The sequence below is a fragment of the uncultured Chryseobacterium sp. genome (assembly GCF_913776365.1).
Lineage (GTDB): Bacteria > Bacteroidota > Bacteroidia > Flavobacteriales > Weeksellaceae > Chryseobacterium.
Window position 1 is genome coordinate 1 of record NZ_CAJYMO010000020.1, and the last position, 15,152, is coordinate 15,152.

At 43.7% G+C, this 15,152-nt stretch carries 11 protein-coding genes and 1 pseudogene; 5 read left to right on the top strand and 7 right to left on the bottom strand.

Features of this window, described 5'->3' with window-relative positions:
* Window positions 1–1,321: c-type cytochrome (locus QZ735_RS00995; RefSeq protein ID WP_294243355.1), on the bottom strand; the 1,321-nt coding region annotated here is incomplete at its 3' end.
* Between the two features lie 184 nt (window positions 1,322–1,505).
* On the opposite strand from QZ735_RS00995, the gene QZ735_RS01000 reads away from it, so the two are divergent.
* The gene (locus QZ735_RS01000) at window positions 1,506–2,045 is read left to right on the top strand and encodes an SPOR domain-containing protein (protein WP_294243357.1); all 540 of its coding nucleotides are present in this window, start codon (window positions 1,506–1,508) and stop codon (window positions 2,043–2,045) included.
* 143 nt (window positions 2,046–2,188) lie between these two features.
* Here QZ735_RS01000 and QZ735_RS01005 read toward each other — a convergent pair whose 3' ends face one another.
* The 6 genes from QZ735_RS01005 to QZ735_RS01030 all read right to left on the bottom strand — a co-directional run bounded on the left by QZ735_RS01005 (window position 2,189) and on the right by QZ735_RS01030 (window position 10,914).
* Window positions 2,189–3,463 carry a DUF6080 domain-containing protein gene (locus tag QZ735_RS01005; RefSeq protein WP_294243359.1) on the bottom strand — a complete coding sequence of 425 codons (1,275 nt, stop codon included), beginning with the start codon at window positions 3,461–3,463 and terminating at the stop codon, window positions 2,189–2,191.
* A 119-nt stretch (window positions 3,464–3,582) separates the two neighbouring features.
* On the bottom strand, window positions 3,583–4,644 hold the full coding sequence (locus QZ735_RS01010) for a hypothetical protein (protein ID WP_294243361.1): 1,062 nt from the start codon (window positions 4,642–4,644) through the stop codon (window positions 3,583–3,585).
* Window positions 4,645–5,006: 362 nt separating this feature from the next.
* On the bottom strand, window positions 5,007–6,548 hold the full coding sequence (locus QZ735_RS01015; RefSeq protein ID WP_294243363.1) for a protein adenylyltransferase SelO family protein: 1,542 nt from the start codon (window positions 6,546–6,548) through the stop codon (window positions 5,007–5,009).
* Window positions 6,549–6,623: 75 nt separating this feature from the next.
* Window positions 6,624–9,002, bottom strand: a complete 2,379-nt coding sequence (locus QZ735_RS01020; RefSeq protein ID WP_294243365.1) for a transglycosylase domain-containing protein — start codon at window positions 9,000–9,002, stop codon at window positions 6,624–6,626.
* 6 nt (window positions 9,003–9,008) lie between these two features.
* Entirely contained in the window at window positions 9,009–9,473 is a 465-nt protein-coding gene (locus QZ735_RS01025; RefSeq protein ID WP_294243367.1) for a gliding motility lipoprotein GldH, read from the bottom strand.
* Entirely contained in the window at window positions 9,466–10,914 is a 1,449-nt protein-coding gene (locus QZ735_RS01030; RefSeq protein ID WP_294243368.1) for a regulatory iron-sulfur-containing complex subunit RicT, read from the bottom strand. The genes QZ735_RS01025 and QZ735_RS01030 overlap by 8 nt, the downstream gene beginning before the upstream one ends.
* Before the next feature lie 274 nt (window positions 10,915–11,188).
* On the opposite strand from QZ735_RS01030, the gene QZ735_RS01035 reads away from it, so the two are divergent.
* The 4 genes and pseudogenes from QZ735_RS01035 to QZ735_RS01050 form a co-directional block, all read left to right on the top strand.
* The gene (locus tag QZ735_RS01035; RefSeq protein ID WP_294243370.1) at window positions 11,189–12,421 is read left to right on the top strand and encodes an OmpP1/FadL family transporter; all 1,233 of its coding nucleotides are present in this window, start codon (window positions 11,189–11,191) and stop codon (window positions 12,419–12,421) included.
* A gap of 9 nt (window positions 12,422–12,430) precedes the next feature.
* A complete protein-coding gene (locus QZ735_RS01040; RefSeq protein WP_294243372.1) occupies window positions 12,431–13,969 on the top strand; it encodes a G-D-S-L family lipolytic protein in 1,539 nt (512 codons plus the stop codon).
* Window positions 13,970–14,054: 85 nt separating this feature from the next.
* Complete coding sequence (locus QZ735_RS01045) at window positions 14,055–14,993, top strand: ribose-phosphate pyrophosphokinase (protein WP_294243373.1); 939 nt, start codon at window positions 14,055–14,057, stop codon at window positions 14,991–14,993.
* A 56-nt stretch (window positions 14,994–15,049) separates the two neighbouring features.
* Window positions 15,050–15,152 (top strand): annotated as a pseudogene (locus tag QZ735_RS01050) (50S ribosomal protein L25); the annotation flags it as partial.

A 15,152-nucleotide genomic window follows, 5' to 3' on the forward strand; every position in this document is an offset into this window, starting at 1 on the left:
CCGTGATCTTACCTCCGTCTTTAGGATATTGTTTTTTCAACTTGTCATGTAGATTCTTGAAGTATTCTTTATTATAACCGTTGTTCATATCAACTTCAGTTGTTCTGTGGCATTCAATACACCATCCCATTGTGAAGTCGTTAGCCATCTGAACAACATTCATTGTATCGATTTTTCCGTGGCAGGCTTTACATACCACATCAATTTTGTTATCAGGGTTTTTCTTGTTGAAAGAATTGATGATGGCCTGTTCTCCTGCTACTACGTGCTGTGAGTGATTAAAGTAAACAAAGTCCGGCATGTTGTGGATTCTTGTCCATTCTACCGGTTGTGTTTTTCCGGTGTACTGCTGCTTTTCGGAATTCCATCCCGTAGCGGCATAGATCTTCTGGATTTCTCCGTCGTAGAACGCTTTGTCCTTACCTGGCTCCATATAGTGCTCTGCGTTGTATTCGGAAATCGTTCTGTGACAGTTCATACAAACGTTCATGGAAGGGATTTCAGATACTTTTCCGTATTTGGCACTGGAGTGGCAAAGCTGACAGTCGATCTTCTGTTCTCCGGCGTGGATTTTATGGGAGAAGTAGATAGGCTGCTCAGGCTTGTACCCTTTGTAAACACCAATCCACATGATCCAGTTCCAGACACCGTAAGCGGCCAGAAGCGCAAGAATAGCAATAAGCCCTTTACCTACATAATGATATTTCTGATAGATTTCGCTGAAAGATTTTACCCTTGACTCGTTAAGCCCTGCAAGATCTTCAGACTGTCCCAGTTTAACAAGTTGTCGCAGTTTGATCAGGATCCATACCAGCAAACCTGCGATTGCTAAAAGAGAAATGATAACTACATTGGTTGTAGTCGTCGTATTTGCCGGTGCTGCTGTAGCAGCTGCCGTATCTGCCGTTGTCTTTTTCTCGTCAGCAGCCGGTGCAGCCGGCGGATTAGTGGTGTATGCTAAGATGTCATCGATGTCCTTATCGCTAAGGTTCGGGAACAGCTGCATCTCGGTTTTGTTGTACTTCTCAAAAATTTCATTGGCGTACTTGTCTCCGGAAGCCCTTAGCTCTTTGTTGTTTTTGATCCACTTGTGAAGCCATTCCTTGTCGACACCACCTTCTTTCTGTACCCGTTCTACAACCCCCTTCAGAGGCGGTCCTACAACCTGTTTATCAAGTGCGTGGCATGCAGTACAATTCGCTTTGAAAAGTTTCTCTCCATTATTCGGATCGCCGTCTTGCCCGTAAATTGAAGCACTGGTTGACAACAATAAGCCTATTGCAATCAACGTTTTTCTATAATGCTTTCTCCAACTAATCATTTAAATTATCTTATGTTAGTAAATATTGAACATTCAATCAATCCCGCAAAAATAATATTTTTAACAGGAATTTAACGGCATAAGGAAAGGGGAAATATCATTTCCGTTTAATTTGTAATTATTCTAAATAACTGTTTTAAGGATAGTTTTTTTAAATTGTCTAAATTTGCCGAAACAAGTTTAAATGAAAAATTTTATTAAACTATTTTCAGTTTTATCATTACTGTCATTTTATGGTATTGATGCCCAGCAGGTTGTAAAAAAAGATACCCTTGCCGGAACGGAACTCATCATGACGATGGACTCCAGAGTGAGTTCAGCGCTGGAAAGTATCGAAGACAAATGTGCAAAAACTACAGGAAATGTGGCTTCCAGAGATGATGAAGACACCAATGTCCCTGCAAGACCGGCAAAGATTTATGTACCGAGCAGGGAACTTACCCAAGCTGAGATCTGCAGGAAAAACCCGAGGATCCTAGGATATAAAATACAGATAACCACGGTGAAAAGCAATGAAGAAGCCAATGAAGTAAAATCGTACTTCAGAAAGCGGTTTCCGAATCTGAAAGTGGAAACGGATGCTTCTCTGCGGCCCAACTACAAGATTCTGGCGGGAAGTTATTTTACGAAGCAGAGTGCTGCCTCGGACCTTGCGAGGATCAGGGAATATTTCAAATCGGCAGTTGCGGTACAGTACCGGATCTTCTGTGCGGAAGCCAAATAAAAAAGATCATTATCACAGTAATAAATGCCGGACTTTTGAAGCCCGGCATTCTCATTTTAAGATCATGAATTGGCAGGATCTGATATGCGTGTGAATCGGTCCTGAGCAGAAAAATTGTCTCTTTTCAGTTGAAATCCGTCCGGTCAATAAAAGGTCTCCAGGAACCAGAAAAATTCGGTCATTCTAAGGTAATTATTTGTTCCCAGATAAACCAGCAGAATGCAGAGGGTTGCTGTAAGGAAAGACAGTATTTTCGGTGAAGTGCGGTACGCATAGAACAGCCATCCCAGCAGCAGCGGATATATGAAAACGAAATGGCCGCCATAAATATAAGACGTGTGGATCCCGAATCTCATAATACAATGGATAATAATGTCACAGATAAAAGAAATCACCAGTATCTGTACCAGCCTGTTCCTGAAGTTTTTAAAATAACTCCAGCAAATCAGCAGCAGTAAAAAGCAGATGAACATGTAAGGGATCCAGGACGAATAGACGTCCATTACAATTCCTTTAAACTCAAACCCCTTCATATTGTGTTTGTCCCGGATGATAAAGTTGGAAAAAAGGATATTTCCGCCGAAGAAATACGAAAGGATCATATCCCAGGTTGGCGTGGAATTTACATTGGAGAACTTTTCATATTGCTGGCTGGTTTTGCTGAAAATATTTTCATATTTGAAATCGATCCGGTTCAGGTAGAGCAGCACAAAACAGGTACAGGTAAGGATTACTCTGAAGGCGGCATTCGCCAGCTTTTTCCAGTTTCCGAAAAGGTTTTTTTCAAAAAGGACCGGGATGAAAACCTTCGTCAGGTTGGTTACCGTGAGGCCGCCGATGGTAATGCCGGAAAGTGCCAGTGCCACTGCCGGAATTTTCTCTTCCTTTCTGATTTTGATGGCGGAATAATGATTGAAAAGCGTCAGCAGAAAAAGGGTATAGGTGAAATTTTCAGGAGTGAATGAAAGAAGAATGTTGGTGGAAAACATGCCGAAGAACAGAAGAAGCAGTAAGCAGTGCAAAAGAGGCAGGCGGATGATGTTTTTCAGGTATTTGAAGACCTGCAGCATGCTCATGCTCACAGCAATGTTGCTGAACCAGGCGAGGGCAAACCGGAAATTGCCATCCATTTTTCCATCTGAAAAATAAAAGGCCGATTCACGGATCCAATTAAAAAAATAATAGGAGAGCGGATGCCTTTCAAAGCTTCCGCCGGTCATCACGATCGATTTGTTGTCGAAACTGAAGTAGGCGTCCCAGGGAATCCTGCTGTCAAAGATAATCTTGTGATGGATGGCAATATAGGAACCCAAATATCCGTACGCTACCAGGAAGAAGAGGAATACAACCAGTTCTGTCCCTGTTGAAGGGAAAATGAGTTTAAAAAAATCAATACATTTTGTTTTGAACTTCTGCACTTCTGAAACTTTATGCAAAAGTAAAATAAAAAACCCATCCATGCAGACGGGTTTTTTATCATCTTCGGCACAAGGTCCGGCAGATTTAGCCTTATCCTTTTGAAGGCAGATGTTTTCCGTTAATTGATCGGGATGGCATACAGTTGGTTTTCCGCCCACAGGCTGCTTCCGAAACTATCAACAGTCCCGGTATATCCATTATTGTCTACCTGTCCTACCCAGTAATAATATGTCTTTGCAGAAGAAGTGGTATTATTCAGGATAACTGCTCCTGAAAGCAGTCCGAATCTTGTAGATGGTCCCCAGATTCCGCTCATCAGCCGCGATCCTACAATATCATTACTGAAACTGAAAGCAGTGGGACTGTCTGAAAAGGTACTGCGTAACCAGATCGACTGGCCTGCCGGCATAAGGGTGAAATTCGTCACAAGCTGGGTGGTATTTACGATATATTTGCTGTTCGCAGGGATTGTGATGGTGGTGCCGGTATAATTGTAATCGGCCCAGTTGGTGGAATTGAGCGTGGCTCCGGTAGGAGAAACGCTGGCCTGAATAACCGGTGCGGAAGCAGCAGGAAGCGCTTGCTTACGGATTACACCGTCGTTATCGGCGGTCAGCATCACGGTACCTCCGGTGGAGGGGATGGTCCGGAGGCGGGCGGTCCCGTTTACATCGAGCAGTTGTGAAGGCGCAGCAACCCCGATTCCTATGTTTCCGGCAGTATCAAAAGTCGTGGTGGAAGCAGAGCCGGAAATATTCAGGGGGTTCCCATTGGCGGTAAGGGTAGTGGGCTGGTTCAGCACGCCTCCCAGACGCACCTCACTGCCGGAAAGGGAAATTCCGTTTCCTGCTGTATAGGTCCGTCCCAGTTTCTGCCATAGGTTACCGTCAAAATAATAATATCCTTCTGAGTTGATATTGACTGTTTTGGGAGTGGTTACGGAAACAGCTGCCGTAGCATACACCAATGCTCCTGTCTGTTCCGTTGCGTACTGGCCATCGGCGGCCTGGATCTGGTTCCCGGTGAGCTTTGGCAGGATCATGCCTTCGGGCGTTGTTCCGTTGTTGTTTCTGGCGCTTACCTCAAAGGTCGCTTTTGGCGTTTGAGTATTAATCCCAACTTGGGAATACAGAAAAGATGAGAAAAGAATGGCAACTGCAGTAGATGCGTGTTTTTTCATGTTGAAAATTTTATTATAATTCGTTTATTATTCGGGGAAAAGGAGTGATAGGGTGGATTTGTATACTGGGGGCAGATTGCGGACATCACCTTAAGCGTAATGCAGAAACCATACTTTGTGTATTAATGTGGCAAAGGTAATGATTTAGTTTTATTTTAATGGGTAATGCAACAATATTTTCATTTATTTAATAATGGCTTAATAAATTATGTTAAAAATAGATAATTCGATAATAATATATAAAATTATGGTAGGTAACAGCCTGAAAATCAAAATCTTTAAAATACTTTTTTATTCAATAAAAAAACCTCTTCAGCATTTAAAACTGAAGAGGCAGATCGGTGTATTGTAACCGTTATAAATTATGAACTGCAGGAAAGCATGGAGCATCCTGAAACGTCATCATAGCCGGACGGTCTTCTCACTGAAAATTCAGGGTAAAGCTCTTCATACGGGTTTTCCAGAGCGTGGGTGAGTTTGTCCAGCAAATCCGTTTTGCCATTCTCAATTTCCTCTATGCATTGATACAGCAGGTAGTTTCTCAGAATAAACTTAGGATTGGCCTTATTCATGATTTCCAGGGATTTTTCCTTTGGGATAAGGTTCTGTTCGAGCCTTGACTGGTATTCTTCCAGGAAAGCACTCAGTCTGGAAAGGTCTTCATCATTCAGGAAGGTATAGGAAACCTTTTCAAACTGACTTCTCAGGTCTGATTCCCGGTCATATTGCGCCAGCCTGCTAAAGAACAGGGTATAATCCAGCTGAAGGTCCTGCATCAGGCTCTGCCAGCCTGTAAAGAACTTTTCATCATTCGTCAGGAGCTGGTCGAATCCGAATTTTCTGCAAAGCATCCGGTCGTGGCTTTCCCAGAAATAGCTTCCGAAATCATTCAGGATATCCTCAAGGAATTTTTCATCCTGGATGAGCGGATGAAGGGCATTGGCCAGCTGCCACAGGTTCCACTGGGCCATCTGTCCCTGTTTCCCGAAAGCATACCGTCTGCCCGGCAGATCGGTGGTATTGGGTGTGAAGTTCAGGTTATATTCATCCATCATTGAATACGGTCCGTAATCAATGGTAAGACCGAGAACCGACATGTTGTCTGTATTCATCACGCCATGAACGAATCCCACACGGTACCATTCTACCATGAGGTCTGCCGTTCTGCGGCATACGCTTTCGAAGAAATCCTTATACTTCTGCGTTCCCCCGGAAACGATTTCCGGATAATAGTTTTCAATGGTAAAATCAGTAAGCTTGCGGAGGGTGTCATATTCCCGCTGCGCAGACATCAGTTCGAAATGCCCGAAACGCAGAAAGCTTTCTGCAGTACGGATAACGACTGCGCCTTTCTCTTTCTGCGGATTGCCGTTGTACATGATGTCCCTTACCACTTCTTCTCCCGTAAGCGCAAGGCTCAGGGCCCGGGTCGTCGGGATCCCGAGATGGAACATGGCTTCACTCATCAGGTATTCCCGGACAGATGATCTCAGCACCGCTCTTCCGTCGGCATGACGGGAATAAGGGGTTGCCCCGGCACCTTTCCACTGGATTTCGTTCCGCTGCCCGGAGGCATTCGTGATCTCCCCGGCAAGAATGGCCCTGCCGTCTCCCAGCTGGCCTGCCCAATTGCCGAACTGGTGACCGGCATAAGCGGTAGCGTAAGGCTGGATATGATCCGGCAGCCGGTTTCCTACCAGAAAATCAAGGTCCTCTACCTCAAAATTCCCCAGGCCTGCTTCCCGGGCCAGTTTCTCATTAAAGGCAATCAGCCTGGGCTGATCGAAACCGGCCGTAACCACTGTTGAAAACAGGACTTTCGGGGTGTTCCGCTGCATCATGTTCCCGGAAAAATCACCGGGGAATATTTTTATAAAGGGTTGTTGGATATTTTCGATATTCATAGGATCAAAGGTAGGCATTAAATAGAAAAGACCTTTCAAATGATTGAAAGGTCCTGTGTATTTCTATGAAAGAATTTATTTATTATTGAAGTCTATATCTTCGCCTGTATTCAGGTTGTCATTGATATTTTCTTCTTTTTTACCTGACGTTTTAGGTCCGGAAGGTTCTGCGGGTTTCGGATTCTTGATCTCATCCAGGGTCTGCAGTCCTCCGTCGTCACCATATCCTCCGCTGAGTCCTTTCAGGTTGGAACAGCCGTCTTTCCATTCGGAAGGCTTTACGAACTTATCACTTGGCAGAACACCGAGGCTTTTATCGGCCCATACTTTTTTCATGAAGATGGCCCAGATCGGTAAAGCCATTTTAGCTCCCTGACCTTCTCCGGTTCCGAAGAAGTGGGTGGCACGGTCTTCCCATCCTACCCAGGCACCGGTAGCCAGCTTCGGTACGATTCCCATGAACCAACCGTCGGAGTTATTCTGTGTGGTTCCCGTTTTACCGGCAATTTCTATCTCTTTTGAAATCCCTTTTCTTCCTAATTCACCGGAAGCCGTACCATATTGGGCCACACCTTTCATCAGCTCGATCATGGTATAGGCATACATGGGATTCATTACTTCTTTCGGTTCTGCATTCACTTCCTTGATTACCCTTCCGTTGGCATCTTCAATTCGCCAGATCATTTCCGGCTTGTTGTAGTTACCGTAATTGGCAAAAGTACTGTAGGCGCCTACCATTTCGTAGATCGTAATATCAGAAGAACCCAAGGCCATCGGCAGGCTGGTGGAAATATCTTCTGTCACCCCGAGGTCCCGGGCTGTCTGAATGACGCTCTGGGTTCCTGCCATTTCAGCAAGACGGAGCGCCACCGGGTTCTGGGAGTGGGCAAGGGCATCTTTCAGGGTAAGCATACCGCCTCTCCCCGGAACATGGTAAGTTCCTTTGTTAAAGCTGGCATTGGAAACAACGGAACAAGGGGTCATCCCCAGTTTCATGATTGCCGTAGCGTATACAAAAGGCTTGAACGTAGATCCTACCTGTCTTTTCCCTTGTTTGATATGGTCATACTGGAAATGCTGCCAGTCGATACCGCCTACCCATGCTTTGATATCCCCGGTTCCCGGAGTTACCGACATCAGCCCGGCCTGAGCCACTTTCTTATGCCATCTGATAGAATCCCATGGCGACATTTCTACCTCTTCTTCACCTGCCCATGTAAAACGGGAGGTTTTTACCGGCTTTTTAAACTCCATCATAATGGAGTCTTCAGAAACCCCTGCGGCTTTCAGCTGTTTGTAACGCCCGGTTCTTTTCATGGCCTGCACCATCACCTCGCTGATCTGCTTGTCATTCAGGTAATAAAACGGCCAGTTCTTTCTGCCCCGTTGTTCGGCATCAAACCTTTTCTGGAGATCCGTTAAGTGTTCTTTAATGGCATCCTCGGCATATTTCTGCATTTTGGAATCCAGTGTTACATAGATCTTCAGGCCGTCTTTATAGAGGTTCAGCTTTTTGCCGTTCTCTTTTTCGTAATCGTCAAGATACTTATCGATTTCTTTCCTCAGATAAAACTTGTAATAAGCGGAGTATCCGTCGCTGATGTTTTTGATGGGATGGTAATCCAGGGCAATCGGAGTAGCCGTTGCCTTGGTAAAAGTCTCCTGGTCGATATATCCCGTTTTCAGCATCTGGTCCAGTACTACATCACGTCTTGTTTTCGCCCTTTCAGGGTTTCTCATCGGGTTGTTCTTCACCGGATTTTCCAGCATGGCCACAAACATGGCGGCTTCCGGCAGGGTCAGTTCGGATGTTTTTTTATTGAAATAGATTTTGGAGGCCATTTCAATCCCGTTTGCGTTGTACAGGAAATCGAACTTGTTGAAATATAAAGTAATAATTTCTTCTTTAGTATATCTCTTTTCAAGACTTACAGCTACAACCCACTCTTTTAACTTTTGAAAAACTGCTTTAATTTTATTGTCAGCTCTTTTACCGGTAAAAAGCAATTTGGCTAATTGTTGAGTGATTGTAGATCCTCCACCACGTCCTCCTCTAAAAACAACTGCTCTGGCAACCGACTGTAAATCAATTCCCGAGTGTTCCTTAAAACGTTCATCCTCTTTAGCCTGTAAAGCATAAATAAGATAAGGAGGAAGGTCTTTATAAATGATGGGCTGCGTTTTTTCTTTCTCAAACTTACCCAGAAGCACCCCGTCCGAAGAGATGATTTCAGAGGCTACGTAAATATCCGGGTTTTCAAGCTCCTTTACATCAGGCATTTCACCGAGGAACCCCTGGGATACCGCAAAGAAAAGTGCTGAAATCCCTAAAACCACCGCAATAAGGCCAATCCAGATGATCCGGACCCATTTTTTCCATGCGGTATTTTTCTTTTTGGGCGGAAGGGGGAAGGTTTTCCCTTTTCTTCCTGCATTCGATTTGTTTTCTTCCATTGATGATTACGGTTTTGCCGTTTCTATTTTTACTCCAATGTCTTCAATTCCCGGAAGGTTGTCGTTCCTCATCGCCTGGGTAAGGCCGATTTCATATTTTCCCTTTGCCGGAAACCGGTAGTTTAATTTATACTGAAACAGGGTTTCCTTCGTATCTCCGAATCCCGTCCCCAGCCATTCCCCGTTAGGCTTTGCGAGGATGTAGTTCATCGTATCCGTTTGTTTTTTCTTGGACTGAAGGTCCGTAAAATTAACGATGAACCGGATATTGCTGTAAGGATATTCATTGTTGTTCCTTACAACAAACAGGATGTCCTTAGGATTCTGGGGATCTGAAATTTCAAGACTGAACTTTTGATCGCTTTTCTTATTCCATTTGTTGTTAACGGAATTCATGATGACCTCGCCTTCCGAAGAAGACTGGCAGCTGAAGAAAAGCATGAGGGATAATAATCCTGAAATTTTACCCATTATTGTCTTTTTTTGGAGGAAACTTCTTTTTAAATTTTTTCTTGTTCGGATTGGGCTTTCTCTCTCCAGCCTCATTATTTATGTTTACACCAGCTTCCGCTTTCTCCAGTTGGGGTTTCTGTTGCTGAGGCCTCTGTTGCCTCGGCTGGGTGTTGGCACCGGCATTCGGATTCTGTTTCTGCGGTCTTTCCTGCTTCTGGGTCCTTTCCGGACGTTCGCTTCTTTCGGCTCTTTCCGGCCTGTCGGAGCGCTCCTGTCTCTCAGGCCTGTTGTTATTTTTCCTTGGTCCCTGATTTTGTCCCTGCCCGTTTCCTTGCCTGTTCTGGTTCTTATTCCTGTTGTTCCTGTTTTTCTTTTCAAAACGGTCAACATTATTTTCCTGGATCAGGTCAATGCTGGCAAACGGTGCCGTTTCCGGCTGTTTCAGCTCCTCGAGCGGAAGGGTTTTTTCGCCACGTTTGTTTTTGGCAATCAGTTTTTTTACCAGGTCGATATCGAAATCATACCATGCCATGGAGCTGTCGACATAAGCAAACCACATTTTCTTCTTGAAAACATCGATCTTAATGCAGAAAGCCCTGCCTTTTTCCGTATCCAGGGTAGTGGAGGAAGAGGGGAAGTTGCTGAGGGCGTCCAGATAACTGTCGAGCTCATAATTCAGGCAGCATTTCAGCTTTCCGCACTGTCCGGCCAGTTTCTGGGGATTGATGCTCAGCTGCTGGTATCTGGCCACATTGGTATTCACGGACCTGAAATCCGTAAGCCATGTGGAACAGCAGAGTTCTCTTCCGCAAGAACCTATACCGCCTACCTTTGCCGCTTCCTGCCTGAAACCGATCTGTTTCATATCGATCTTTGTACGGAAGGCACCTGCATATTCCTTGATCAGCTGTCTGAAATCCACCCGGTTTTCAGCCGTATAATAAAACGTAACTTTTGAGGCGTCACCCTGGTATTCCACATCGGTAATCTTCATTTCGAGACCGATCCGGTGGGCGATCTTGCGCGCCTCTATTTTTACGGTATCTTCTTTTTTTCTGGCTTCCTGCCATACTTCGAGATCCTTTTGATTGGCCTGCCGGTATATTTTCAAGGCAGCATCTTCAGGGCATCTCTTCTTTTTCATCTGGATTTTTACCAGCTCTCCGGTGAGACTTACCACACCTACATCATGTCCGGGACTTGATTCTACTGTAACTACGCTACCTATATGTAAAGGGATATTATGTACGTTTTTATAAAAAGATTTTCTGTCATTTTTAAATCTGACTTCGACAAAATCACACCGGTTCGGTGCAGGATTGCTGATATCGGAAAGCCAGTCGAAAACACTTAATTTATAACTATTACCACAGGTATCTACATTTTCACAGCCATTCGCGGTCTTCTTGGGTCCGCAAGAATGTGCAGAATCGCCGGATGTTTTACATCCACAACTCATATATTATATATTTAATCTTGCAAATTTATGATTTTTATCTTTATGAGGTCTAAAATAATCAAATATTAAGAAACATCGCTGTTTGGGATTAAACAAAAAAATACGATCGCTTCAGATCAGTAAATAAAACATTGTAATCTAATGGTTTAAGTTGATAAAAAGCAGACATGTTATTTTAAACATAATTTTATTTCACCTTAATGTTTAAAATTTTATGATTTATTAACAGGGGTAAGCAAATTAATTTTATATTTGGATTATATAATAACAGTCTATGAAAAAAATAGTACTATCCACTGCATTATTGGCAGGTGTTCTATCATACGCGGGAGGCTTCAGGGTTTCCCTGCAAGGGGTAAAGCAGTTGGCAATGGCGCATACGAGTGCCCATGCTGAAGACGCTAGCGTAACATTCTTTAACCCGGCAGGGATGTCTTTCATCCCCTCAAAACTCAGTATTGTTGCCGGCGGGTTCGGAGCGAGTAATAAGGTGACTTTTCAGAACCTGAATACTTTACAGAGTACGGAAACCGATAATCCGATCGGTACTCCTATCTATGCGGCAGTAGCTTATAAAGCAACGGATAAGCTATCTGTAGGTTTCAGCTTTACAACGCCTTTCGGGAGCACTATTGAGTGGCCGGAAAACTGGGAAGGAAGAGAACTGGTCCAGCGCCTTGAGCTGAAAAGTTATTATTTCCAGCCTATGGTTTCCTATAAATTCAATGACTGGCTGGCGTTCGGGGCAAGTTATATCTATGCAAAAGGCAATGTGAACTGGGACAAAGCGGTTACCCAATTCGGAGGACAGGTTAATCTTGACAGTAAAGCGAGCGGTCATGGGTATGGCTTCGGGTTTTATTTCAGACCGGATCCTAAGCTGGATGTAAGTATTGCTTACCGGTCACCGGTTGACATGAAGGCAAAAGACGGAACAGCTACCTTCAAATTCCCTTCATCTTCCGTATATTCCCTGCTGGGGATCGATGCCGGCGGACAGGATAAATTTACAGCAACATTGCCGCTGGTAGAAGAGTATACCATCGGTTTAACCTATAAAATTACGCCGAAATGGTTGGTTTCTGCAGATTTCAACTATCACGGATGGGAAAGATATACGCAGCTGACCCTGGATTTTGCAAAAGCCCCGGTGGGGAATCAGGCAGATCCTACGGTTTCGGTTTCGCCTAAAAACTTCAGGAATTCCAAAACCTTCAGGCTCGGAACCCAATATGCCTTCACCGATATGATCTATGGTCGCCTGGGGGCCTATTACGATGAATCCCCTTATTCAGATGAACGCTTTATTCCGGAGACTCCTTCCTTTAATACCTATGTGGTAACCGGTGGGGTAGGCTTTAAACTGAAACAGTTCGGCGTTGATGTGGCAGGCGGATATGCCATGCCTCAGGCAAGATATGTGAATAACCCTGTGGTCGGCTTCTACGGGCAGGCCAAAGCCACGGCGTTTTATTTAGGCTTAGGCTTATCATACAATCCTTTTTAATTGAAGACTATGAAAAAAATTATAATTTCTACATTCGCTGTTTCCGCGCTCCTTTTTACCACAAGCTGCGAAGATGAATTTGATACCGATGTAAACGATGTGGTGGTAACTTCCGGAGAAGCGGATTTTAAAAACTATATAGCCTTAGGAAATTCCCTTACTTCAGGGTACAGAGACGGAGCTCTGTATATCGATGGGCAAAATGAATCTTATCCTTCAATGATTGCTGCGCAAATGAAATTGGCCGGCGGAGGCGATTTCAGACAGCCCTTGATGGCAGATAATAACGGAGGCCTTTTGCTGGCAACTCCCGGTGTCGTACAGATTGCAGATACAAAACTGTATATTAATGGTATTGTAGGAGGTTCTCCGGAAATAAAAAATGCCAATAATAATGTGGCAACAACGCTTACGAATACGGTTTTGACAGGACCTTTTAATAATATGGGAGTCCCGGGAGCTAAAGTATCCCATCTTTTGGCTCCTAATTATGGGAATATTCAGGGAGTTGCTCTAAAGACAGCCAATCCTTATTTTGTGAGATTTGCATCAAGCCCTACTACTTCGGTAATTAATGATTTCAAAACACAGAAGCCTACATTCTTTTCTTTGTGGATCGGCAATAATGATGCATTGTTATATGCTCTAGCCGGAGCAGACGCTTCGGTAGAATCATTAACCCCGCCTGCACAGTTCAGTCAGTATTATAATATACTGATCAATGAAATTGCCTCTACCAATGCTAAAGGTGTTATTGCAAATATTCCTAATGTTACCTCTATTCCTTCACTGACCACTATTCCTGTTAATCCTCTTACATCTTTTGTTCTGGGAAATGGAAATGTGGCAGCAGGAGAAGCTAATATCGATAATTTAAATACAAATCTGTATGGTCCGTTAAATCAGATACTGACAGCATTCGGAGCAGGAGACAGGATTAAACCATTGTCTAAGACAACAGCTAATCCTTTATTGATTAAAGATGAAACACTTCCGGATCTTAAAAGTCAGATTACGGCAGCAGCATTAGGCTCTGGTAATCCAACCTTGGCAGCCCTGGCAACTTATCTAGGCAATACATACGGGCAGGCGAGACAAGCCAGAACAGGCGATCTTGTTCCGTTGACAACAAGAGCGCAGATAGGGCAGGCAGAGCCTTTAGTTCCTTCTGCTCTTGCGGCAAGAGGTATTGCTTATCCTTTAGCTGACAAATATATCCTGATTCCATCTGAAATTACAGAAATTAATAATGCAATCGATGCTTATAATATTACTATAAAAGCAGCAGCACTATCAAAAGGATATGCCTTTGTTGATGCCAATAAAAAAATGGCAGAACTTGGAGCTCAGTCAGGAATTTCAGTAGATGGAGTGAAATATACGGCTAAATTTGTGAGTGGAGGTGCTTTTTCACTGGATGGAGTACACCTTACAGGACGAGGATACGGGATTATTGCTAATGAATTTATTAAGTCCATTAATGCAACATACAAATCAAACTTACCGCAGGTAAATCCTAATAATTACTCCGGAATAAAACTTCCTTAATCATTAACGGAATAAAAACTTAGAAACCACAAGACTGATTCTTGTGGTTTTTTTTTAAATTTGCACAATCTTTTAAAAAGTAAAAATGGCCCATCAGTTAAGTTATCTATTTTGTACAAGGACGAGCAAGGACTTGGCAGAGAAAATTGCCCAGTATTACGGGAAGGAATTAGGAAAAATCAACTTTCAGGAGTTCAGCGACGGAGAATTTGAACCGGTACTGGATGAATCCGTAAGAGGAGGAAGGGTATTCCTGATCGGATCTACATTTCCGCCCGCAGACAATCTTTTGGAACTTCTCCTGATGATTGATGCTGCGAAAAGAGCTTCCGCAAAAAGCATTACCGTCGTACTTCCGTATTTCGGACTTGCAAGACAGGACAGGAAAGACAAGCCCAGAGCACCGATCGGTGCCAAGCTGGTGGCGAATCTTCTTACTGCCGCAGGCGCAACACGAATCATGACCATGGATCTCCATGCCGACCAGATCCAGGGATTCTTTGAAATTCCGGTAGATCATCTGTATGCCTCCACTATTTTCGTGGACTATATCAGGAATCTTAATCTGGAAAACCTGACGATTGCTTCCCCGGATATGGGAGGAGCCAAAAGAGCGAAAAACTACGCCGGGCACCTGGGTGCAGAAGTAGTAATCGCCTACAAAGAAAGGAAAAAAGCCAATGTGGTGGAAGAAATGTTCCTGATCGGGGATGTAGAAGGGAAAAACGTAATCCTTATTGACGATATGATCGATACGGCAGGTACCCTTTGCAAAGCAGCCGAAATCCTTATGGAAAAAGGAGCTAAAACCGTAAGGGCAATGGCTACCCACGGTGTGCTCTCAGGTAAAGCCTATGACAATATTGAAAATTCAAAATTACTGGAAGTGATTGTAACTGACTCTATTCCTGTGAAAAATAATTTGTCATCTAAAATAAAAGTGCTATCTTGCGCCCCGTTATTTGCAGATGTAATGAAGATGGTGCATGAACACCAGTCGATCAGCAGCAAATTCGTTATCTAACGGATTTACAGTAATTTGCAAATCAATTGTTAAAACAATTTTTTAAATTTTTATAAATGAAATCTATTACAATTCAAGGTACAAAAAGAGAAAGCGTGGGCAAAAAGTCTACAAAAGCTTTACGTGATGCTGAATTAGTTCCTTGTGTTGTTTACGGAG

Excerpts from the sequence above, each read along its gene's own strand:
- QZ735_RS01000 (WP_294243357.1), top strand. The coding sequence starts at position 1,506 with ATGAAAAATTTTATTAAACTATTTTCAGTTTTATCATTACTGTCATTT.
- QZ735_RS01010 (WP_294243361.1), bottom strand. The coding sequence starts at position 4,644 with ATGAAAAAACACGCATCTACTGCAGTTGCCATTCTTTTCTCATCTTTT.
- QZ735_RS01015 (WP_294243363.1), bottom strand. The coding sequence starts at position 6,548 with ATGAATATCGAAAATATCCAACAACCCTTTATAAAAATATTCCCCGGT.
- QZ735_RS01020 (WP_294243365.1), bottom strand. The coding sequence starts at position 9,002 with ATGGAAGAAAACAAATCGAATGCAGGAAGAAAAGGGAAAACCTTCCCC.
- QZ735_RS01025 (WP_294243367.1), bottom strand. The coding sequence starts at position 9,473 with ATGGGTAAAATTTCAGGATTATTATCCCTCATGCTTTTCTTCAGCTGC.
- QZ735_RS01030 (WP_294243368.1), bottom strand. The coding sequence starts at position 10,914 with ATGAGTTGTGGATGTAAAACATCCGGCGATTCTGCACATTCTTGCGGA.
- QZ735_RS01035 (WP_294243370.1), top strand. The coding sequence starts at position 11,189 with ATGAAAAAAATAGTACTATCCACTGCATTATTGGCAGGTGTTCTATCA.
- QZ735_RS01040 (WP_294243372.1), top strand. The coding sequence starts at position 12,431 with ATGAAAAAAATTATAATTTCTACATTCGCTGTTTCCGCGCTCCTTTTT.
- QZ735_RS01045 (WP_294243373.1), top strand. The coding sequence starts at position 14,055 with ATGGCCCATCAGTTAAGTTATCTATTTTGTACAAGGACGAGCAAGGAC.